This window comes from Agrobacterium sp. GD03872 (assembly GCF_029840625.1).
GTDB lineage: Bacteria > Pseudomonadota > Alphaproteobacteria > Rhizobiales > Rhizobiaceae > Agrobacterium > Agrobacterium fabrum_A.
This window is the reverse complement of record NZ_JAOCCY010000002.1, coordinates 248818-270031: the sequence shown is the minus strand read 5'-3', so window position 1 is coordinate 270031 and position 21214 is coordinate 248818. Positions and strand designations below refer to the sequence as shown.

Here is a 21214-nt window from a genome sequence, read left to right as displayed (position 1 = left end):
GACACCCTTGAGGTTTCCGCACTTTGCGCTGACCGAGATTTGCGGCCTGACCGTCGATCTTGCCGTCACCTGTCTGCTTATCCTCTATCTTGGCGTCGACCCCTTGGCCGCCCGGTTGCCGGGGGCTGCGGCCGGGCTTGCTACAAGTTGGCGACTGAACCGCTCGAACGGGAATGCACCTGACATGCCGAGCGGCTTTCTCATGAATGCCGTCACGCTCATCTCCCGCATCGTGGGCGTCGGACTGTTCGTCCTGCTGCTATGGCGCAACCCGCTGGTGCAGCCGCTTGTCCCGCTTGCCCTTTCAGCGCTCGCGGCGCTGGCGCTTTCGCTTTACGGCTATTGGCGGCTGCAGAAGCAACGGCAGGATCAGGATTAAACCGCTTCCCAACCGTCCTTTTCCGCCGCCCGATAGATGGCGTCGATGAAAAGCTGGTTCTTCCTTGAGCTTTCGAGAAGGACGACGTCGCCCCCACCCTTTGCCGCACGGGCAAACGCTTCCGCCTCCAGTTTGTACTGGCGGCTATCCTGAAACCGGAATATCTGTGACTGATTATGGGCCTGATTGGTCAGCTCAATCTCTTCCGCACCCCAGCGATTGGCGTTGAAGGGGGATTTGACCTCGATGTAGCCATCCGTACCGTGGAAAACCATCAGCTGACGGGCGGCAAGCTGCGTCGCCAGATAAAAGCTCAGTTCAAAACTGCCGAAATCAGCCCGAATGCTCGAATAGATATCGGTGCCGAATTCCTTGTCGCGCTCGACGCTTGCCTGGACGCGCCTGGGCTCCGCGCCGGTCGCGAAACGGGTCACAATGGTCGGATAGACGCCGATATCCGGCAGAGCACCGCCGCCCAGTTCCGGAATATTCCGCATATTGCCGGGATCGCGATTGAAATAGCTGAAAGCACCCTGAACATGCTTCAACGTTCCGATGGCGCCTGACGCCAGCAACTCCTTCACCTTGGCCCAGACCGGCGAATAGGTGACCATGAAGGCTTCTGACACGAGCACGCCATTACGGTCACGCGCCGCGATAAGGGTGTCGATCTCTTCGGCTTTCAGCGCAATCGGCTTTTCGCAGAGGACATGCTTGCCGGCATCGGCGGCCCTGATGGTCCACTCCACATGCTGCGAGGTGGGAAGCGGAATATAGACGGCGTCGATCACATCCGATGCCAGCATCTCCTCATAGGAGCCGAAAGCATGGGGCACGGAAAAGCGATCCGCGACCACACGGGCCTTGGCGAGATCGCGACTGGCGATGGCGCTGACCACGCAATCTTTCGCATCCTGCATAGCCGGAATGACGTGATCCTGAGCGATTTTCGCCGTTGAGATTATTCCGAAGCGCAGCATTCCATCCTCCATTCTGTCATCCGCCGGAAACTTACCACCATCACACGGCCTGGCAAGCCAACGGTTCGCGACAGATAAAAGATGGCCGGATTTGTCCTTCCTTTGTCGGTATTCCTGCTTTTATCCATATATTGAAAGGGGAATTATGCTAGGCATGAATCCAATGGAGAACCATGAAATGTCCTCTTCCAACACTGCGCTGCTCGTCGTCGACGTCCAGGAATCCTTTCGGCATGCCCCTTATTTCGAGGAAAGCGGGCTCGCCACCTTTCTGGAAAAACAGCAGGCGTTGATCGACGGCGCCGAAGCGGCCGGCATTCCGGTTGTGCAAATCTTCCACGTCGATGGCGACAGGGCCTTCTCGAAAGACAGCGGTTATATCCGCGCGCTCGAGGGTATGCGGATCGCCCCTGACGTGACCTTCCACAAGAATCGCCACTCAGCCTTTGCCGGCACCGGCCTTGAAATCTGGCTGACGCAAAAAGGCATCAACCGGTTGATCGTTTCCGGTATCCGCACCGAACAATGCTGCGAGACAACCACCCGGCACGCCTCTGATCTCGGCTACAGCGTCGATTACGTTACCGAGGCGACTCTCACCTTTCCGATGACGCATGCCTCCGGCACGGTCTTCAGCGCGGATGATATCCGCAAGCGCACCGAACTGGTGCTGGCCGGGCGCTTTGCCCGCATCGCCACGGTGCGCGATGCACTTGCAAGCGTGAAAGAGGCAGCCTGATGGACAAAGGCGGCACACGCGTCATTCCCTTCTATACGCTTGTGCCGCCACACGCGCTGTTGCTCGACATTGCCGGCCCCCTGCAGGTGATCCGTTATGCCAATGACGAGCAGACCGACATTTTTTTCGACTGCCGCTACATCGCAGCCAGGGACAGGCAACAATCCTCCATCGGCCTTGATCTTTGCGGGCTGGAGACACTGCCGACGGCGCTACCGGAAAACGCGTTGCTGTTGATCTCCGGCAGCACCTCGCGCTCGGAAGGTGAAGCGGAGACGCGGCGGGAGCGGCAGGCGTTGGCGGCGTGGCTGCGTCGCGCCGTCCGGGTCGACACAACCGTTATCTCCATCTGCTCTGGGGCGCTGCTGGCGGGTGAAGCCGGACTTTTCGACGGGCGCGGCTGCACCACGCATAGCGATTGCATCGACGCACTCCGCCGCATCGCACCGTTATCCCAGGTGGTCGAAAACCGCCTGTTCGTCGAGGACGGCAACCGCTTTTCCAGCGCTGGCATCTCCACCGGCATCGACCTGATGCTGCATGTGGTTTCCCGGCTGACGTCCCCGGCCGTTGCCGCACGCATCGCCAAGACCATGGTCGTTTACCTCAGGCGCAACGGCAGCGATCCGCAGATTTCCCCATGGCTGACTGGCCGTAACCACATGCATCCCGCCATTCACCGCGTGCAGGACAAGGTGATGGCGGAGCCGGCGCAGGACTGGTCGCTGGAGCGGTTGGCGGATATCGCCGCCCTCAGCGAAAGGCATCTATCGCGCCTGTTTCGCGAGCATACCGGCATCAGCGTCATCGACTATGTCAACCTGATGCGGGTCAATCTTGCCCGCGATATTCTCGCAAATACCCGTCTCGACATGGAAGCCATCGCCGAGCAGTCGGGCTTTGCCTCCGCCCGGCATTTGCGGCGCGTGTGGCAGCAGCACAATCGTTACCCACCCAGCCGCTATCGCGGCCTTCAGGCCTGATTGTCGCCGCACCGCGCCGTTGCCTGATGAGTGCCATCAAAGGAATTGAATGGTTATACCCGCAGGCAGTTGCTAACCTTGCCTCAAAGACAGCAACAGGAGCATTCCCGTGGAAAAACGAAGCCTCGGCCGCACCGGCCTCTCCATCGCCCCGATCGTTTTCGGCGGCAACGTGTTCGGCTGGACAGCGGATGAGAAGACTTCCTTTGCCCTGCTCGACGCATTTTTTGATGCCGGGTTCAACGCCATCGACACGGCGGATGTCTATTCCGCCTGGGTGGACGGGCATGTCGGAGGCGAATCCGAGGCTATCATCGGCAAATGGCTGAAGCAGTCGAGCGTGAAGCGCGAGGATGCGGTGATCGTCACCAAGGTCGGTTTTGACAATCGCGGCCAGAAGACCGGCCTCAGCGCCAAGTGGATCGCGGAAGCTGCCGACGCTTCATTGAAGCGGCTGCAAACAGACTATATCGACCTCTATCTCGCCCACAAGCCAGATGCGGACGTACCGCTGGAAGAGACGCTCGCCGCCTTCGCAAAACTGAGGGAACAGGGAAAAATCCGCGCCATCGGCTGCTCCAATTATTCCGCCAGCCAGCTTCAGGACGCGCTGGATGCGGCTGCGAAGAACAATCTTCCCCGTTATGACGTGTTGCAGCCGGAATATAATCTCTATAACCGCGCGGATTTCGAAGGTCCGCTTGCTGATCTTTGTGTGAAGGAAGAGATTGGCGTCATCAACTACTACAGCCTCGCTGCCGGCTTCCTGACCGGCAAATACCGCGCCAAGGCCGATACGGAAGGTGTCGCCCGCAGCTATCGCGTGGGCGAATATGTCAACACGCGCGGCCTTGCCGTTCTGGGCGCAATGGATGCTGTGGCGGTACAGACCGGGGCCAGGCTCGCGGATATCGCGCTGGCCTGGCTGTTGCGGAAAAAGGCGATAACCGCGCCGATTGCCAGCGCCACCAGCCTGTCTCAGCTTGAAAGCTTCAAACGCGCCGTCGATCTGGAACTGACCGATGAGATGATGAGCCTTCTCGACAAGGCGGGTGCATAAGATGGAACTTGCAATTCGCGACGCGCAGCCGGCCGACCGGGCGGAATGGCTGCGGCTATGGAACGACTATCTCGCCTTTTATGATGTCGATCTTGCCGATGACGTCACCGATCACACCTGGGCGCGTATCCTTGACCCCACATCCCGTGTTTCGATGCGTGTGGCGCTGCTTGGCGACCGCATGGCCGGTTTCGCCATTCATCACTTCCATGATTCCACCTGGGTGAAGACGCCCGACTGCTATCTGGAGGACCTGTTCGTCGACGGCGAAATCCGCGGCAAGGGCACGGGCCGGGCGCTGATGGACGATCTTATCGCCATCTGCAGGGAAAAGGGCTGGTCGCGGCTCTACTGGAACACCGGTGAGGACAACCACCGGGCGCAGAAGCTCTACGACAGCTACGTGAAGAGCGACGGCCATATCCGCTATCGCATTACCTTCTGATCACCCCCGGAAACGGAAGAAATCCACAAAGGCTCTCAGCGCCGGCCGCATCTGCCGGCGTGAGGGATAATAGATGTAAAAGCCGTCAAAGGGTGCGCACCAGTCTTCCAGCGCACGGATGAGCCTTCCCTCCCTGATATCGTCTTCCACACGCTGCTCGAAAACGAAGGCGAGCCCTGCGCCATCGATCGCCGCCCGGCGAATGAGGCTCTGGTCCGACAGGATCAGCGGCCCCTGCACATCGACCACCAATGGCTTGCCATTCTTCTCCAGTTCCCAGCGGTAGATAAGGCCGCTGGCGAAACGCCGGCGGATGCAGCGATGCCGGATGAGATCCCTGGGATCGCGCGGCGGCGGGTTTTCTGCAAAATAGGAGGGCGCGCCGACAATCGCACCGCGCCATGTTCCGCTCGCTTTCACCGCGATCATATCCGCGTCGAGGTGCTCCCCAAGCCGCAGACCGGCATCGAAACCCTTCGCGACAATATCCTCGAAACGATCATCCGTTGATATCTCGAGCGAAATATCCGGATAGAGCCGCAGGAACTCACCCAGTCTCGGCACGATGAGATCCTCGGCGGCAAGCCGCGGCAGGGTGATACGCAACGGCCCCGCCGGTCTTCCGCCATGTTCGGCGAGCGTTTCGATGACCGCATCGATATCAGCAAGCGCCGGCCCCAGCGTCTCGAGAAGCCGCCTGCCTTCCTCTGTCGGTGAAACGCTGCGGGTGGTACGATGAAGCAGCCGCAGGCCAAGGCTTGCCTCCAGCGACGATACCGCATGGCTGACGGCGGAAGGTGCAATGGCAAGTTCGGCGGCGGCCTTGCGAAAGCTGCGGCCTTCGGCAACGGCGGCGAGAACGGCCAGCTGGGAGAGTTGCACACGGTTCATTGTTCTAAATGATAGAACAACCCAAGCGGATTTGCAGCGATTATTTTTGTCGCCATGAGACGCTATTTTCTGATCACGCCCTGATGACGGGCGGTTCCTTATGGAAGGACGAACAGATGAAAAAAAGAACCCTTGGAAACAACCTTTCCGTTTCGGCGCTTGGCCTCGGCTGCATGGGAATGACCCACGCCTATAGCCCGACCGGCGATGAAACCAGTGCAATAGCGACGCTGCACCGCGCCGTCGAACTCGGCGTCACCTTTTTCGATACGGCAGAGGTTTACGGGCCTTACAATAACGAGATTCTTGTCGGCAAGGGTTTGAAGCCCTATCGCGACAAGGTGGTCATTGCCACCAAGTTCGGTTTCAAAATCGACACCAGCAAACCCGCAGGCCAGATGATGGTGGGCACCGACAGCCGGCCGGAAAATGTGTACGCCGTCGCCGAAGCCTCGCTCAAACGCCTTGGCGTCGATGTCATCGACTTGTTCTACCAGCACCGCGTCGATCCCGATGTCCCGATCGAAGAGACTGTCGGCGCCATGGCGGAACTGGTGCGGCAGGGCAAGGTGAAACATCTCGGCCTCTCGGAAGCGAGTGCCGAGACGCTTCGCAAGGCGCACGCCGTTCATCCGATTGCGGCCATCCAGAGCGAATACTCGCTATGGACCCGCGACGTGGAGGAAAACGGCGTGCTGGAAACCTGCCGTGAACTGGGCATCGGTTTCGTCCCCTTCAGCCCTCTGGGACGCGGTGCCTTGACGGGCGCACTGAAGTCGCTCGACGGACTTGCATCCGACGATTTCCGCCGCGGCCTGCCGCGCTTCCAAAGCGAAAACTTCGACGCCAATCTGGCGCTTATCAAGCTTCTGGAGGACATGGCGGTTGAGAAGGGCGTGACCGCCGGACAATTGGCGCTGGCCTGGGTGCTGGCACAGGGCGATTTCATCGTTCCTATCCCCGGCACCACAAAAATCGCCAATCTGGAGAAGAACGTTGCCGCAGCGGAGGTGTCGCTGACAGCGGAAGAAGCCGCCAGCCTCGGCGCGCTGCTTTCGCCTGCAAAAGTCGCCGGCGCGCGTTACCCAGAACAGATGTCACGGATGGCCAATCGTTAAAAACAAAAAGCCGCGGCAGTTGCCGCGGCTTTTTTCATTCCGTCATCCGTTTTCAGGCGCGCAGAACGCCGCCCGTCGATTTCTCGACATTGCCGACGATCTTGGCCGTGAGCGCCTCGAAATCCTCATCGGTCAGCGTCTTGTCGACCGGCTGGATCTGCACCTCGATGGCGACCGACTTGCGGTTCTCACCAAGCGATGCGCCTTCGAAAATATCGAAGACATTGACGCCGGTGATCAGCTTGCGGTCAGCGCTGGTCGCAGCCTTGATGATGGCGCCCGCCTCTACCGACTTGTCGACCACGAAAGCGAAGTCGCGCTTGACTGCCTGGAAGGGCGAAAGCTCGAGCGCAGGCTTGGTGCGGGTTGCCTTCTTCTTCGGCTCCTGCATGGCGTCGAGATAAATCTCGAAACCGCAATAGGCGCCGGAGACATCCAGTTCGGACAACGTCTTCGGATGGAATTCGCCGAAATAACCGAGCACGACCTTCGGACCCATCTTGATGGTGCCTGAACGGCCGGGATGATACCAGCCGGGGCCGCCGGCCTCGATCTGCACATTGGCCATGGGCAGGCCGCAGGCTTCGAGTACCGCCAGCGCGTCGGCCTTGGCGTCATAGACATCCACCGGCTTGCCGCCGCCCTTCAAAGCATTGGACCACATGCGACCGCTGCCTGCGAGCGAGGCCGTGCCACGGCGAATACCGCCGGCAACGCGGCGCTGCTTCTCAGGCGTATCGCCCTCATAGGTGCCCGAGACCTCGAAGATCGCCACATCGCCATGGCCCTTGTCGGCATTGCGCTGTGCGGCGGTCAGAAGGCCGGGCAGCAGCGAGGGCCGCATGTCCGACATATCGGCCGCAATGGGGTTGGCGAGCTTCAGGGCCGGCGAACCGCCGCCGAAGAGTTTCGCCTGTGCTTCCGGAATGAAGGACCAGGTGACGGCCTCCAACATGCCGCGGCTTGCCAGCGCACGGCGCGCGGTGCGGGTGCGGATCTGCAGCGTGGTCAGGATACGGCCGTTGACGGCGCCGAAGCTTTCCAGCGGTTCCGGCTTGATATTGTCGACGCCGTGGATGCGCATGACTTCTTCCACCAGATCGGCCTTGCCGTCGACATCAGGGCGCCAGGAGGGAACGGTGACGGAAACGCGCTCGCCCGTTCCCTCGACACCGAAACCAAGCCCCTTGAGAATGGCGAGGCTCTCTTCCGCCGAGACTTCCAGACCCGTCAGGCGCTTCACTTCCGCCAGCGGAAAATCCACGACCTTGGGCTGGTGCCCCTTGTAACCGACAACCCGGGCTTCGCCGGCGACGCCGCCGCACAGTTCGAGGACCAGTTCGGTGGTGCGCTCCAGACCCGGAACCATATAGTCCGGATCGACGCCACGCTCGAAACGATAACGTGCATCGGTGATGATGCCGAGCGAACGGCCAGTCTTGGCGATGTTGATCGGATCCCAGAGGGCGGATTCGATCAGCACGTCGACGGTATTTTCGTCGCAGCCGGAATGTTCGCCGCCCATGACGCCGCCGATGGACTCGAGGCCCTTTTCGTCAGTGATGACGACATTGTTCGGGCCAAGCTTATATTCACGCTGGTCGAGCGCGAGGATGGTCTCACCCTCCTTCGCACGGCGAACCGTGAGATCGCCCTTGACCTTGGCGGCGTCGAAGACGTGCATCGGTCGGCCCTGATCGAAGGTCATGTAGTTGGTAATGTCGACAAGCGCGTTGATGGGGCGCAGACCGATCGCCATCAGGCGCTGCTGCATCCATTTCGGGCTCGGGCCGTTCTTCACGCCACGCACGATGCGCAGGGAGAAGCCGGGGCAGAGCGCCGCGTCGTCAAGTTCCAGCTTCACATCGACGGGCGTTGCGCCTTCCACCTTGAAGGACGGAGCAGGCCTTGTCTTCAGCTTACCGAGACCGGAAGCGGCGAGATCGCGGGCAATGCCGTAGATCGAAGTGCAGTCCGGGCGGTTGGGCGTGAGGTTGATTTCGATGACCGGATCATCGAGCCCGGCATAGGTAGCGAAGGAGGTACCGACCGGCGCATCTTCCGGCAGGTCGATGATGCCGTCATGATCGTCGGAAATGTTGAGCTCCTTTTCGGAGCACATCATGCCATGGCTTTCGACACCGCGTATCTTGCCGATGGCCAGCGTGACATCGATGCCCGGAACATACATGCCGGGACGCGCGAGCGCGCCGACGAGGCCGGCGCGTGCATTCGGCGCACCGCAGACGATCTGCACCGGCTTGCCGTCACCGGCGTCCACCATCAGCACCTTGAGGCGGTCGGCCTCGGGGTGTTTTTCAGCAGAAACGACCTTGGCGATGACGAAAGGCTTGTAGGCCGCCTTGTCGTCGACGTCCTCGACCTCAAGACCGATCGCGGTCAGCCGCTCGCAAATCTCGTCCAGCGTCGCATCGGTATCGAGATGCTCTTTCAGCCAGGAAAGAGTGAATTTCATGTCTTTGCTCCTTGGCTAACCGGATTAAACGCTCAGACCGCCGAACAGCGTCGGCATGTCGAGCGGGCGGAAGCCGTAATGGTTCATCCAGCGGACATCGGCGTTGAAGAAATCGCGCAGGTCCGGCATGCCGTATTTCAGCATGGCGATGCGGTCGAGGCCCATGCCCCAGGCAAAGCCCTGATATTCATCCGGGTCCAGCCCGCCGGCGCGCAGCACATTCGGGTGCACCATGCCGCAGCCGAGGATCTCCATCCAGTCCTTGCCTTCGCCGAACTTGACGATGGGACCGGAACGGTCGCACTGAATATCCACCTCGAAGCTCGGCTCCGTGAAGGGGAAGAAGGACGGGCGGAAGCGCATGACGACGCTGTCGACCTCGAAGAAGGTCTTGCAGAATTCCTCGAGAATCCAGCGCAGATTGCCGACATGCGCCTTCTTGTCGATGACAAGGCCTTCGACCTGATGGAACATCGGCGAATGGGTGGCATCGGAATCCTGACGGTAGGTCTTGCCGGGAATGACGATGCGGATCGGCGGCTTCTGGCTTTCCATGGTGCGGATCTGCACCGGCGAGGTGTGGGTGCGCAGCACCTTACGCTCGCCCTTTTCATCCGGCTGGAAGAAGAAGGTGTCGTGCATTTCGCGGGCCGGATGGCCTTCGGGGAAATTCAGCGCCGTGAAGTTGTAATAATCGGTTTCGATATCCGGACCCTCGGCGATCGAGAAACTCATATCCGCAAAGATGGCGGTGATTTCATCGACGATCTGGCTGATCGGATGAATGCGACCACGCTCGGCCGGCGACTGGCGGACCGGCAGGCTGACATCGACCGTTTCCGCCATCAGGCGGGCGGCGATAGCGGCATCCTTCAGCGAATTCTTGCGCTCACCGATGAGGTCGGTGATTTCGGTCTTGAGCTGGTTGATGGCAGCACCCCGGGTCTGGCGCTCTTCCGGCGTCATGCTGCCAAGCGTCTTCAGAAGCTCCGAAACCGAGCCCTTCTTGCCAAGTGCGGAAACGCGCACGGCTTCAATGGCTGGCTCATCGGCAGCCGTGGCGATCTCCGACATCAATTGCGATTTCAAGGTATCAAGTTCAGTCATCTTTTCCTGCCTTGCCGGTCTTTTTAACAGCGGCTTCGGGGTTCACAGCATTCATCAGATAGTCGGTCGCCATGATAAAGCGTCGCAGATCACTACCCATCCGCACGCGCCCGATCAACCGGGCAACCGGTAAAAAACGCCCCAGAATGCCGGTCAGACGGCACAATTCTTCCAGCGCCCGGGGCGGGGCGTTTTCGCGCCAGCGCGCAAAGGCGGCATCGCAGGTTTTCGACGCATCACAGGCGCGTGTCGCGACCTGCAGAAACAGCAGCCAGATATCGCGGGCCTGCGCCGTCTCAAGCGGCATGACGTCCTGCGGACGTTCTTCGAAATCCATGAAACCGATGCGGCCGTCTGCAAGAAAGAAGTCACGTACATGCGGACGTCCATGGCAAAGGCCCGCCGCATGCAGCTCGCCGAGCGCCTCGGCGGATTTCACCAGCAGGGCATCATGCTCCATCGGTCTTGCGGTTTTAATCGCGTCCATGCGTTCCATGATGGTGGGACCGACATCCCCCAGGACAACGGCCGTCAGCGAGGAATAAATGATGGGCGGAACGGGAAAACCGCGGGACTTGAAGGCCTGCAACGTCTCGAGTTCGCGGCGCATCAGGCCGGCGCCATCAAGCGGTGGCGATGGGCGCATGAAGGTGTAGGGAAGCAGCTTTGCGAGAAAGGTCTGCAGCTTTATCCACCAGGACGGCGTTTCCGTGCCCTGGCGTTTGATCCAGACCGTCGTTGAGGAAAGCTCGAGTTTCTGCACACGGCGCTCGCTTTTAAGCAAAGCCCGCATCAAGGCTGCGATATCGCCATCTTCGAGATGAACGTGGAAACCCTTCGCCTTTTCCGCCTCGCTTGCGGCAACCAGCATTTTCCGCCCCCAATGGAGCCTGCCGACTGACGGCCGGATGCCCCACCCTTTTGGCAATTTCGGCCCAGAGGCGTTCCACGCCCTTGCCGAATCTGCCGTGAATTCCAAAAAACGAAAACCCGCGCCGGAGAACCGGCGCGGGTTTCAAATGAACAACAGATTGTCCGCGCCGTAATTACTTTACAGCGGTTTCAAACTCGTTGGCCGTACCAGCATCCTTGAGGTACTCAAGCGCCTTCTTCGCTGCTTCGACGAGCGCGCCGAATGCTGCCGGCTCATGGATAGCCATGTCGGACAGAACCTTGCGGTCGACTTCGATGCCAGCCTTGTTCAGGCCGTCGATGAAGCGGCCGTAGGTCAGGCCGAATTCGCGAACAGCAGCATTGATACGCTGGATCCACAGAGCGCGGAAGTTGCGCTTGTTGACCTTGCGGTCGCGGTAAGCGTACTGCTTGGAACGATCCACGGCAGCCTTTGCTGCGCGGATGGTGTTCTTGCGGCGGCCGTAGAAGCCCTTGGCTGCCTTGAGTGTCTTGGTGTGCTTGGCGCGGGAAGTTACGCCACGTTTTACGCGTGCCATGTCATGATCTCCTTAAAGTGTCCAAATGTGCGGAAAAGTCTCAGAGACCGTTCGGCAGGTAGTTCTTGACGACCTTCTTGCCGTCAGCTTCGGCGAGAACCATGGTTCCACGCGCGTCGCGAATGAACTTGTTGGTACGCTTGATCATGCCGTGGCGCTTGCCGGCGGCGGCTGCAACGACCTTGCCGGTCGCAGTGATCTTGAACCGCTTCTTTGCAGCGGACTTCGTCTTCATCTTGGGCATTTTGCTACTCCGTTTTTTTGTATCGAAACAGGCAGACGAGGCCTATTTCAAGCTATTCAGGAACGGCCTCGGCATGCCCTGCCGGACCGTTCGGACGCGCGCTTATAACCGCAGTCGGCTAAAAGCGCAACGGGGAATGAAAATTTCCCCTTGCGGTGAGATACGCGCCAGTGATGTGAACGCGTAAAAAGATTATTTCGGTGCGAGAACCATCATCATCTGACGGCCTTCGAGCTTCGGCTCGGCTTCAACCTTGGCAATCGCCTGGGTGTCTTCCTTCACCTGGAGGAGAAGCTTCATACCGAGTTCCTGGTGGGCCATTTCGCGGCCGCGGAACTTCAGCGTCACCTTCACCTTGTCGCCATCGTCAAAGAAACGGCCCATCGCCTTCATCTTCACGTCATAGTCATGCGTGTCGATGTTCGGGCGCATCTTGATTTCTTTAACTTCGACGATCTTCTGTTTCTTGCGCGCTTCAGCGGCCTTTTTCTGGGTCGAATACTTCAGCTTGCCGAGATCGAGGATCTTGCATACCGGCGGTTCCGCGTTCGGCGAAATCTCAACGAGATCGAGACCGGCCTCCTCCGCCAGTTTCAAAGCCTGATCCGTCGGCATGCTACCGAGGTTCTGGCCCTCTTCATCAATAAGCTGAACTCTGGGAACCCGAATTTCCCGGTTGGAGCGCGGCCCCTCCTTGACGGGGGCATCGGCTTTGAAAGGTCTGCGAATGGTCGTATTCTCCTGATCTGTTTCTGGATCACGTCAGCAAAAAACAGCTTGTTTGGTACAAGCGGCGGAAATGTCGTTATTGCCGTGGCGAAGTCAATAGCATATCTGCCCGAAAAGATCACCTGTTGTCACGGTTTTTGCAAATACGCCGCCGTTGTTGCACCAAAATCAGGAGAATTGCATATACATGACCGAACAAGCCGCTGAATTCCTGCGCGTCGGCCCCGACAGCGACAGCCGTGACATTGCTTTCCTCCATCGCCCGGCGACCTTGGGCGGTGACGCACCCACGCTGGTGTGGCTCGGCGGCTATCGCTCCGACATGACCGGAACCAAGGCAATCGAACTCGACCGTTTCGCTGCGGAAAACGGCCTTGCCTGCCTGCGGCTCGATTATTCCGGCCACGGCGCTTCCGGCGGCGATTTCAAGAAAGGAACGATTTCGAGATGGCTAGAAGAGGCGCTTGCGGTGGTGTGCGCAAAGGCGCCGTCGCGTGTCGTTCTCATCGGTTCGTCGATGGGCGGGTGGATTGCGTTGCGCATGGTCGAGGAATTGCGCAGGGCGGGCAGCGCACCCTCCGTCGCCGGCCTGGTCCTGATTGCGCCTGCGCCCGATTTCACGCAGGAACTCATAGAGCCCAGCCTTTCCGAGGCGGAAAGGGCCTCTCTCATAGAAAAGGGCTATTTCGAGGAACATTCGGAATATAGCCCCGAGCCCAACATCTTCACCCACGCGCTGATGGAAGACGGCAAGCGGAACCGGGTGCTTCAGGGCATCATCACCACCGGCTGCCCCGTCCACATCCTGCAGGGCATGCGCGATCCCGATGTTCCCTATCAGCATGCGCTGAAGCTGCTCGAACACCTTCCGTCCGACGACGTCGTGCTGACGCTGATCCGCGACGGCGACCACCGGCTTTCCCGGCCGCAGGACATCGACAGGATGCTCGCGGCCGTCAAAACCCTTGCAATATAGGCATTTGCGTAACGCTCTTAACCATATTCGGCGACTCTTGCGCGTCGCCGATTGCTAGCGATTGACTCACCCCTCTATCCCTCTTAACTTTTCGTTAAGAATTAAGGGACGGGTTTCATGATGAACGCACCGCTGGCGCGTGCGCTGCTGTTTGCAGTTGCCGCCGGGCTAATGACTGCCGCCTCCGCCATGGCGGAAACCAAGGGAAGCCCTTCCATGGTGACGGGCGGGATCACATCCCAGCCGATCGGCCATTATGAGTTCTGTCAGAAATATACCGACGAGTGCAACATCCGCAGCAAGATGACGCCGCCGCCGCGCGTCACGGACTATGGCTGGGGAGTGGTTCGCGAGATCAACACCTCCGTCAATGCCACTGTCGTCGCCATGACCGACCAGGAAATCTACGGCAAGGACGAAGTCTGGGAATATCCCACCACCGCCGGCGACTGCGAAGATTTCGTGCTGCTGAAGCGCAAGAAGCTGATCGAGCGCGGTTTCTCCGTCGCCGATCTGCTGATTACCGTCGTGCGCAAGCCGGATGGCGAGGGCCATGCGGTGCTGACGCTTCGCACCACCGACGGCGATTATATTCTCGACAATCTCACCGACGACGTGAAGCTCTGGACCGACACCAACTATACCTATCTGAAGCGGCAGGCGTCCTTCAACACGGGCCGTTGGGTTTCCATCGAAGACGGTCGCGACGTTCTGGTTGGCGCTTTGCGCTGACGCTTCCTGTCACGTTTGATCGAAGAGGAGCCCGCTTTCGCGGGCTCTTTCTTTTTTCACCCGTTGCCGATGATGATGCCGGCCGCCAGCACCAGCGAGCCGCCGAGGACCACCTGAAATACCGCGCGCAGGAACGGCGTTTCCATGAAACGGTTCTGAATGAAGGCGATAGCCCACAGTTCCACGAAAACGACGATGGCGGCGATTGCCGTCGCCGTCCAGAAATGCGGAATGAGATAAGGCAGCGCATGGCCGAGGCCGCCAATGGCTGTCATGATGCCCGAGGCCAGTCCCCGCTTGACCGGAGAACCGCGGCCCGAAAGCTTGCCGTCATCATGGGCGGCCTCGGTGAAACCCATGGAAATACCCGCGCCGACGGATGCCGAAAGGCCGATGAGGAAGGTCTGCCAGGTGTCCTGTGTGGCAAAGGCGGCGGCGAAGATCGGCGCCAGCGTCGAGACGGAGCCATCCATCAGACCCGCGAGACCCGGCTGCACATAGGTCAGAAGAAATTGCCGCCTTGCGGTTTCCGCCTCTTCGGTCTTGCCATCCTCATCGAGATGTTTCTCCTCCAGCATCTGCGCAATGTCTTCGTGCCCCCGCTCCGCCTCGGCCAGATCGCCGAGAAGCTTGCGCGTCGAGGCATCGGTGGTGCGCTTGACGGCCTCGTCGTAAAAACGGATCGCCTGGGCCTCCATCAATTCGGCCTGCGCGCGGATTTTTTCGAGCGACAGGTTCTTTACCAGCCAGTCCGGGCTGCGCTCGTAAAAACCACGCACATGTTCGCGGCGGATCAGCGGGATGGTTTCTCCGAAACGGCGGCGATGCATGTCGATCAGGACATTTCGGTGCTGCTGCTCGACCTCCGCCATGTCCTCGAAGACCTTCGCCGATTGCGGATATTGCCCTCGCAGATGATCGGCATAGGAGCGATAGATGCGGGAATCGTCTTCTTCGGACGAAATGGCGAGTGCGAGGATTTCCTGCTCACCAAGGGAGGAAAAGGGACGTTTGGACAGGGAAAAAAGACTGCGAAACATGGCTGAAACCTTTTTAGAATAATTCTAAATACATCCTTGCGGCACGGGGATCAAGTTATCTTAGAATAATTCTAATAAGGCAAAGGGTCGCATTGCAGGCAGTATCGCAGCGGGGTAAATTCACCAAAAAGGAAACACCATGCAGGACAACGTTGCGGCGAGAGCCGCCCACAGCGCGGAAATTCAGGACAGGGCGGAAAAGGCCATGGCGGAGATCGGCGTCGATGCCGATTTCATCGACCTGCTGGTGGAGACATTTTACAGCCGCGTTTTAAAACACCCAACGCTTGGTCCCGTTTTTGATGCACGGCTTGCCGGGCGTTGGCCGGAGCATATGGCCAGGATGAAACAGTTCTGGACGGCCGTCGCCTTCAAGAATGGCGGGTACGGCGGCAAACCCGTGCAGGCGCATCTTGGGGTGCAAGGTATGTCGGTGGAGCTTTTTCCGCAGTGGCTCACGCTGTTTTCCGCCACGCTTGATGACATTGCGCCAAGTAGAGAGGCCCATGGCTGGTTTATGGAAACGGCGGAGCGCATTGCCCGAAGCCTGACGCTTTCACTGTTTTATAATCCTGCGTTGGATGACCCGACCCTAAAGCGCAGCGCGCCTTAACAGCAGCTGCTGCGGAACACGGAAAAGCCCACTGAAGCAACAATCGCTAAGCCCTGCGGAAGATCACGCAAGTTTCAGACATTCCCTCTTGATGGCCGCAAGGATAAATGTTTAGTAGCCAGCGGGAGGCGTACCGTGCGGTTCGCCTATAATATGTAGACATATCAGGGCTTATCGACATGGATCGCAGATCATTTATCCGCAAGGCGGGCGCTCTCGGCGCCGGTGTCACCGCAACGGCGCTGGCCGCTCCGGCCATTGCACAGGAAAACCCCAAGATCACCTGGCGCATGACGTCGTCCTTCACCAAGGGCCTCGACATTCTTTTCGGCGCAGGCCAGATCGTTGCCGATCATGTCAAGGAAGCCTCCGGCGGCAATTTCGTCATCCAGCATTTTGCCGGCGGTGAAATCGTGCCGGCGCTGCAGGCAGCGGATGCGGTGACCGCCGGAACCGTCGAGATGGCGCATACCTGCGCCTATTATTACGTCGGCAAGGACCCGACCTTCGCGCTCGGAACCTCGGTTCCCTTCGGTCTCAACGCACGCCAGACCAATGCCTGGTTCAACCAGGCCGGCGGCAATGAACTGCTCAATGAATTCTTGGCGCAGCACAATATCTACTCGATCCTGCTCGGCAATACCGGCGCCCAGATGGGCGGCTGGTTCCGCAAGGAAATCAATACCATCGATGACCTCAAAGGCCTGAAGATGCGCATTGCCGGCCTGACTGGCCAGGTGATGCAGAAGGTCGGTGTCACACCGCAGCAGATCGCCGGCGGCGACGTTTATGCCGCACTGGAAAAGGGCACCATCGACGCCACCGAATTCGTCGGCCCTTATGACGACCAGAAGCTCGGCTTCTACAAGGTCGCAAAATATTACTACTACCCGGCATGGTGGGAAGGCGGCCCGGCCGTGCATGCCTTCGTGAACCTGCAGAAGTTCAATGAGCTGCCCGAGAACTACAAGCGTATCCTGAAAGACGCCTGCGCCGCCGGCAGTGCCAGCATGCTGGAGCGCTACGATGCGCGCAACCCGAAGGCGCTGAAGGAACTGGTAGCGCAGGGCGCCATCCTGCGCCCCTTCAGCCAGGAAATCCTCGATGTCTGCCACAAGGCGGCGCAGGACACCTATGCGGAAGTTTCGGCCAAGAACGAGAACTTCAAGAAGATCTATGAGAGCCAGCAGGCCTTCAAGAAGGACGCCTATCTCTGGGCCCAGATCGCCGAATATACCTATGACACCTACATGATGATCCAGCAGCGCAACGGCACGCTCTGATCCCCATCATTTCCCGACGATCTTCAGACGGTCATCCGGCATTTGCCGGGTGGCCGTTTTGTTTGGCGAGACCAGTTTCCACACTTCATGCTCCCGCCAGTCGACCGGGCTCATGCCGGTGACACGGCGAAATTCGCGATTGAAGTTGGACTTGGTCTGAAAGCCGGAGGACAGCATGATCGCCGTCACCGATTGTTCCGTCTCCTCCAAAAGCCGGCAGGCTTCGCGGATGCGCAGCTGGTTGACATATTGCGAGACATTGACGCCGAGCGAGCGGTTGATCGCGCCTGATATCTGCCGGCTCGGTAGGCCGAGGCGTCTTGCAAGCCGCGACAGGTTGAGGTTCTCGTCGCGGTAAAGCGCCTGTGTCTCCATCAGCCTATTGACCCTTGCAATGATGTCCCGGTCCTGCTCCGATGGCTCCGTTTGCGGCAACAATTCCACGACCGGCTCGGTGGCCGTTCGCGGCGCTTTGCTTTCACCGGCCAATGCGGCCATGAGGCCAATCAACAGCAGCCCGAAAAGATTGGCATTGCTGACCAGCGCTGCAACATTTTGTCCATGCGCCCATTCGAAATCGAAAAATACCAGAAGATCGAACAGGGCGGAAACGCACAGGGCAATGGCAGCGATAATCAGCGCCCGGTGCGCCGAGGTGACGCTGGCGAATTGCGCCTCGTCCAGCCCATCCGGCCCCTTTCTTCCCAGAAGAAGCAGGGCGACGGCGTGGCCGACGAAGATGACGATCAGCGCAAGATCGATAGCCATCGGCCAGGCGAATTCCATGATGACGATGGACAAGGGCGACAGGACGAGATTGGCAAGCATCGCTCTTCGGCTCTCCGCCCCGGCTCCCATCAATCCGCGAAAGGCAATGTAGACGAGGGGCGGCAGGCAGGCAGCGAGAACCGGCAGGACATAACGCGCTTCGTTGACCCCATATCCCCAGCGAAGGCCGACAAGGACGGACTGCACCGCGCAAAGCACGATCAGCGTTAGAAAGGCCCGGTTGGTCCGCACATCGTCTCCGCTTCGAAAGAAAACGATGAACATGACAGCCAGCAAAAGCGCCACGACGAAAGGCAGCGGAATGAACAGCACGGACGATATCCCCTGATCGAGACTTTTATATTGCCCATTGATGGACCAGATCGCGTTTCGGGACGACCTCAAACGCGATCAAGGACGCGGAAAACCGGTGATGGCGCAGACTTCATTCCGTTCTCTCACCGCACGAGGTTTACATGCGCCCCATTACCACTATCACGACCATACTGTTTTCTGCTCTTCTCACCCAGCCGGTTTTTGCAGGCGAAGCCGTCGGTGTCAGCGAAACCGCCATCCATTCCCCAGCCCGCGGCAAGGACCTTGCCGTCACCATCTGGTATCCTTCCGACGGAAAGGGTGCACAGACACTTTCCGGCGAAGACCGGATTTTTCAGGGCACGCCCGTTTTCAGGGATGGCGCAGTGCGACCGGGCCGACTGCCGCTTGTGCTTCTGTCTCACGGCTCAGGTTCAAAAGCGGCTGGCATGGCCTGGATCGCCGCGAAGCTCGCCAGCGAAGGTTTCATCGTCGCCGGCACCAACCATCCCGGCACCACGAGTGGTGATTCCACCCCTGCCGATACGCCGAAAATCTGGGAACGGACGGGTGATCTTTCCACGATCATTACGGCCCTGACAGCACAGGGCAAATGGACAGGCGCAATCGACACGAAAAGGATCGGCGTTCTCGGCTTTTCGCTGGGCGGCAGCGCGGCGATGGAGATCGCGGGTGCGCGCGCCGATCTCGATGCCTATGCCCGCTATTGCGAGGACTATTCTTCGATGATGGATTGCCAATGGTTCGCCGGCGGCCGCGGTTATCTCGATGGCGAGCCGGTGAGCGTGCCGAAGCTCGATCTCAGAACGCTCGACAAGGCCCGTTTCGAGCAGCAGAACCGCGATCCCCGTATCCGCTCCGCCGTACTGGTCGATCCCGGCCTTGCGCTGGCTTTCAAACCGGAGAGCCTGAAAGAGATCGATATTCCGCTGGCCTTCATCAATCTCGGCAGCAAGGGCAAAATTCCGCCGGCCGTGCTTGCGGATAAACTCGCGGATGAAGTGCCCGGCGCGACCTATCAGCAGGTGGACGAGGCCAATCACTTCAGCTTCCTGCAGCTGTGCAAACCGGATGCCGATGCGTTCCTCAAATCCGTTGGCGAACGCGATCCCATCTGCGAACCGGCTGGGCTGCGGGACCGCGCGGATATTCACGCACAATTGGAAACGATGATCGTTGCCGCCTTCAATCGCACGCTGAAGCTGGGTCAATGAGACGGCAGTCCGAAAGGCCTAGCCGATCCGCTTGTAAAACAGGGTCGTGCCGCAAAAGCGTCCATCCGGAAACAGGGCGTAATCGGGGATGACGCCGACCCGCTCCCAGCCGAGGCAAGGGTAAATCGCCTCGGCATCGCTGCCCGTCGCCGTATCCAGCACCAGAAGTGTACGGCCGCGTTTTGCCGCCTCCTCCTCCACCCTTTGCATGAGCTTGCGGGCAAGCCCGAGGCCTCGCGCGGACGGGTGCACGAGAAGTTTCATCAGGTCACCGCGATGCGGCTGATTGGGCTTTGAGGCAAGGCCGACCTGCACGGTACCAACCACCTTGCCATCCACTTCCGCCACCACATGGATGGTCGCACCCTCGCCTGCCGTTTCAGCCACGGATCGCCAGAAAGGTTCGGCATCCTGCGGGGAAAAGGGCAACATGAAGCCGACGGAAGCGCCGCCATTCACGCAGGCGGCGAGGACTTCGCTGAGTTCGGGCAGGGCATCGATCGTCTCTTCCCGGTTCAACACGCGGATGGTGGCCATGAAAACTCCTGTGGGGAAATCAGCGCTGTCTTCGATCCAGCACGACGGCATAACGGGCAGGTTTTTCGGAAGGATTGTGGAAGACATGCCCTTCTCCAACAGGCATGAAAAGGCAATCGCCGGGCTCCAGCCGGTGAATGTCTCCACCGCTCGTCATTTCCAGCACACCTTCGAAAAGCCAGACATATTGCGTCATGTCCCGGCTTGCCGCATGTGGCGGAAAACCGACACGCGCGCCGGCCGGAAATTCGACCTCGACGATATCGACATCGGATCCCACGCGCGGCGGGGAAATGGCGCGTCGGACATAACCGGTTTCGGGATCTTTCCAGGCCTGCTGGTCACGCTTTCTCACCAGCGGGGAAACAGCCTCTTCGTTTTCGGCAAAGAAACCGGAGAGCGACAGGCCAAGGGCTGCGCAGATGCGGGCCAGCAGTGAGGCCGTGGGGCTCGCCTCGCCTCGCTCGATACGGGAAATCATGGCGCGGCTGACGCCGGATTCGGAGGCAAGGCGGTCCAATGTCAGGCCGTTTTCAGCCCGCAATGTTTTGATCCGCTCGCCGATCGAGCGTTCGAGAATATGATCTTCGGTTTCCATCATATGAGAATTGCATTCTCATATGATGGAGTCAATATCCATGATAATGGAAATTATCGCCGCCGTTGCCGCCGGTTGCTTTGCGGCAAAAGAACGTCTCAAGCGCCGACCTGGGCAATCCAGTCGTTCAGATTATAGTAGTTCGTTACCCGGATAACTTTTCCGTCCTTGAGGTCGAAAAAGGCACCGGCCGGCAGGACGTATTTCTGGCCATCGGCTTCCGGCAAACCTTCATCCGTTGCGAGATATTCACCGTTCACGATGAATTCCGCGGAAGCACGCTTGCCGTCTTCGCTCGCCATGATCACCATATCGGTGAGGTTTTCCCTGTAGCAGCGGTTCATATGGTCCATGAAGGATGCAAAGGCGGCCTTGCCGGTCTGGCGCTCGCCCTGATTGATGTCGTGCACCACCTCATCGTGAAGAAGCGCCAGAAAGGCATCCATGTCCTGACGGTTGAAAGCTTCGTAATAGGCGCGGATGGTCTCGGCAGCGGTCATCGTCTTCTCCGTTCA

General features: G+C 59.4%; 24 protein-coding genes. 11 read left to right on the top strand and 13 right to left on the bottom strand.

Annotated features, from left to right (window positions below; translation table 11 throughout):
- Positions 1-7: 7 nt before the first annotated feature.
- On the top strand, positions 8-379 hold the full coding sequence (locus N5D22_RS05255) for a hypothetical protein (protein ID WP_279654717.1): 372 nt from the start codon (positions 8-10) through the stop codon (positions 377-379).
- Here the strand turns inward: N5D22_RS05255 and N5D22_RS05250 are convergent.
- Positions 376-1359 carry a Gfo/Idh/MocA family oxidoreductase gene (locus N5D22_RS05250; protein ID WP_279654716.1) on the bottom strand — a complete coding sequence of 328 codons (984 nt, stop codon included), beginning with the start codon at positions 1357-1359 and terminating at the stop codon, positions 376-378. The two genes, N5D22_RS05255 and N5D22_RS05250, sit on opposite strands and share 4 nt — an antisense overlap.
- A 178-nt stretch (positions 1360-1537) precedes the next feature.
- Here N5D22_RS05250 and N5D22_RS05245 point away from each other — a divergent pair, with 178 nt between their 5' ends.
- The 4 genes from N5D22_RS05245 (at position 1538) to N5D22_RS05230 (ending at position 4586) form a co-directional block, all read left to right on the top strand.
- Positions 1538-2098: an isochorismatase family protein gene (locus N5D22_RS05245; RefSeq protein WP_279654715.1), complete on the top strand. Its 561-nt coding sequence runs from the start codon at positions 1538-1540 to the stop codon at positions 2096-2098.
- Positions 2098-3081 carry a GlxA family transcriptional regulator gene (locus tag N5D22_RS05240; RefSeq protein ID WP_279654714.1) on the top strand — a complete coding sequence of 328 codons (984 nt, stop codon included), beginning with the start codon at positions 2098-2100 and terminating at the stop codon, positions 3079-3081. The genes N5D22_RS05245 and N5D22_RS05240 overlap by 1 nt, the downstream gene beginning before the upstream one ends.
- Before the next feature lie 109 nt (positions 3082-3190).
- A complete protein-coding gene (locus N5D22_RS05235; RefSeq protein ID WP_279654713.1) occupies positions 3191-4141 on the top strand; it encodes an aldo/keto reductase in 951 nt (316 codons plus the stop codon).
- Position 4142: 1 nt separating this feature from the next.
- Complete coding sequence (locus N5D22_RS05230) at positions 4143-4586, top strand: GNAT family N-acetyltransferase (RefSeq protein WP_279654712.1); 444 nt, start codon at positions 4143-4145, stop codon at positions 4584-4586.
- Here N5D22_RS05230 and N5D22_RS05225 read toward each other — a convergent pair whose 3' ends face one another.
- The gene (locus N5D22_RS05225; protein ID WP_279654711.1) at positions 4587-5477 is read right to left on the bottom strand and encodes a LysR family transcriptional regulator; all 891 of its coding nucleotides are present in this window, start codon (positions 5475-5477) and stop codon (positions 4587-4589) included. It lies immediately after the preceding gene.
- A 116-nt stretch (positions 5478-5593) separates the two neighbouring features.
- Here N5D22_RS05225 and N5D22_RS05220 point away from each other — a divergent pair, with 116 nt between their 5' ends.
- The gene (locus N5D22_RS05220; protein WP_279654710.1) at positions 5594-6595 is read left to right on the top strand and encodes an aldo/keto reductase; all 1002 of its coding nucleotides are present in this window, start codon (positions 5594-5596) and stop codon (positions 6593-6595) included.
- Positions 6596-6647: 52 nt separating this feature from the next.
- Here the strand turns inward: N5D22_RS05220 and pheT are convergent, their stop codons facing one another.
- The 6 genes from pheT to infC form a co-directional block, all read right to left on the bottom strand.
- On the bottom strand, positions 6648-9071 hold the full coding sequence (gene pheT / locus N5D22_RS05215) for a phenylalanine--tRNA ligase subunit beta (protein WP_279654709.1): 2424 nt from the start codon (positions 9069-9071) through the stop codon (positions 6648-6650).
- A gap of 24 nt (positions 9072-9095) precedes the next feature.
- The gene (gene pheS / locus N5D22_RS05210) at positions 9096-10178 is read right to left on the bottom strand and encodes a phenylalanine--tRNA ligase subunit alpha (protein ID WP_279654708.1); all 1083 of its coding nucleotides are present in this window, start codon (positions 10176-10178) and stop codon (positions 9096-9098) included.
- Entirely contained in the window at positions 10171-11049 is an 879-nt protein-coding gene (locus N5D22_RS05205) for a phosphotransferase (protein WP_279654707.1), read from the bottom strand. The genes pheS and N5D22_RS05205 overlap by 8 nt, the downstream gene beginning before the upstream one ends.
- Before the next feature lie 175 nt (positions 11050-11224).
- Positions 11225-11629: a 50S ribosomal protein L20 gene (rplT, locus tag N5D22_RS05200; protein WP_003493358.1), complete on the bottom strand. Its 405-nt coding sequence runs from the start codon at positions 11627-11629 to the stop codon at positions 11225-11227.
- 40 nt (positions 11630-11669) lie between these two features.
- Complete coding sequence (rpmI, locus tag N5D22_RS05195) at positions 11670-11873, bottom strand: 50S ribosomal protein L35 (protein ID WP_003493355.1); 204 nt, start codon at positions 11871-11873, stop codon at positions 11670-11672.
- A gap of 192 nt (positions 11874-12065) precedes the next feature.
- Entirely contained in the window at positions 12066-12602 is a 537-nt protein-coding gene (gene infC / locus N5D22_RS05190; protein WP_078051391.1) for a translation initiation factor IF-3, read from the bottom strand.
- Positions 12603-12789: 187 nt separating this feature from the next.
- Here infC and N5D22_RS05185 point away from each other — a divergent pair, with 187 nt between their 5' ends.
- Complete coding sequence (locus N5D22_RS05185; RefSeq protein ID WP_279654703.1) at positions 12790-13578, top strand: alpha/beta fold hydrolase; 789 nt, start codon at positions 12790-12792, stop codon at positions 13576-13578.
- A gap of 117 nt (positions 13579-13695) precedes the next feature.
- The gene (locus tag N5D22_RS05180; RefSeq protein ID WP_279654702.1) at positions 13696-14310 is read left to right on the top strand and encodes a transglutaminase-like cysteine peptidase; all 615 of its coding nucleotides are present in this window, start codon (positions 13696-13698) and stop codon (positions 14308-14310) included.
- Between the two features lie 56 nt (positions 14311-14366).
- Here the strand turns inward: N5D22_RS05180 and mbfA are convergent, their stop codons facing one another.
- Positions 14367-15350, bottom strand: a complete 984-nt coding sequence (mbfA, locus tag N5D22_RS05175; RefSeq protein WP_279654701.1) for an iron exporter MbfA — start codon at positions 15348-15350, stop codon at positions 14367-14369.
- Between the two features lie 139 nt (positions 15351-15489).
- On the opposite strand from mbfA, the gene N5D22_RS05170 reads away from it, so the two are divergent.
- Together N5D22_RS05170 and N5D22_RS05165 are read left to right on the top strand one after the other, a co-directional pair.
- Positions 15490-15963 (top strand): truncated hemoglobin, encoded by a 474-nt coding sequence (locus N5D22_RS05170; protein WP_279654700.1) that lies wholly within the window; start codon positions 15490-15492, stop codon positions 15961-15963.
- A 179-nt stretch (positions 15964-16142) separates the two neighbouring features.
- Positions 16143-17246, top strand: a complete 1104-nt coding sequence (locus tag N5D22_RS05165) for a TRAP transporter substrate-binding protein (RefSeq protein ID WP_279654699.1) — start codon at positions 16143-16145, stop codon at positions 17244-17246.
- A 6-nt stretch (positions 17247-17252) separates the two neighbouring features.
- Here N5D22_RS05165 and N5D22_RS05160 read toward each other — a convergent pair whose 3' ends face one another.
- Positions 17253-18347, bottom strand: coding sequence for an AraC family transcriptional regulator (locus N5D22_RS05160; protein WP_279654698.1), 1095 nt, complete (start codon positions 18345-18347; stop codon positions 17253-17255).
- Positions 18348-18490: 143 nt separating this feature from the next.
- On the opposite strand from N5D22_RS05160, the gene N5D22_RS05155 reads away from it, so the two are divergent.
- Positions 18491-19564: an alpha/beta fold hydrolase gene (locus N5D22_RS05155; RefSeq protein ID WP_279654697.1), complete on the top strand. Its 1074-nt coding sequence runs from the start codon at positions 18491-18493 to the stop codon at positions 19562-19564.
- An 18-nt stretch (positions 19565-19582) separates the two neighbouring features.
- Here the strand turns inward: N5D22_RS05155 and N5D22_RS05150 are convergent, their stop codons facing one another.
- The 3 genes from N5D22_RS05150 to N5D22_RS05140 all read right to left on the bottom strand — a co-directional run bounded on the left by N5D22_RS05150 (position 19583) and on the right by N5D22_RS05140 (position 21199).
- A complete protein-coding gene (locus tag N5D22_RS05150) occupies positions 19583-20101 on the bottom strand; it encodes a GNAT family N-acetyltransferase (protein WP_279654696.1) in 519 nt (172 codons plus the stop codon).
- A 19-nt stretch (positions 20102-20120) separates the two neighbouring features.
- Entirely contained in the window at positions 20121-20699 is a 579-nt protein-coding gene (locus N5D22_RS05145; protein WP_279655039.1) for a helix-turn-helix domain-containing protein, read from the bottom strand.
- A gap of 98 nt (positions 20700-20797) precedes the next feature.
- Positions 20798-21199 carry a ketosteroid isomerase-related protein gene (locus N5D22_RS05140; protein WP_279654695.1) on the bottom strand — a complete coding sequence of 134 codons (402 nt, stop codon included), beginning with the start codon at positions 21197-21199 and terminating at the stop codon, positions 20798-20800.
- Positions 21200-21214: the final 15 nt, after the last annotated feature.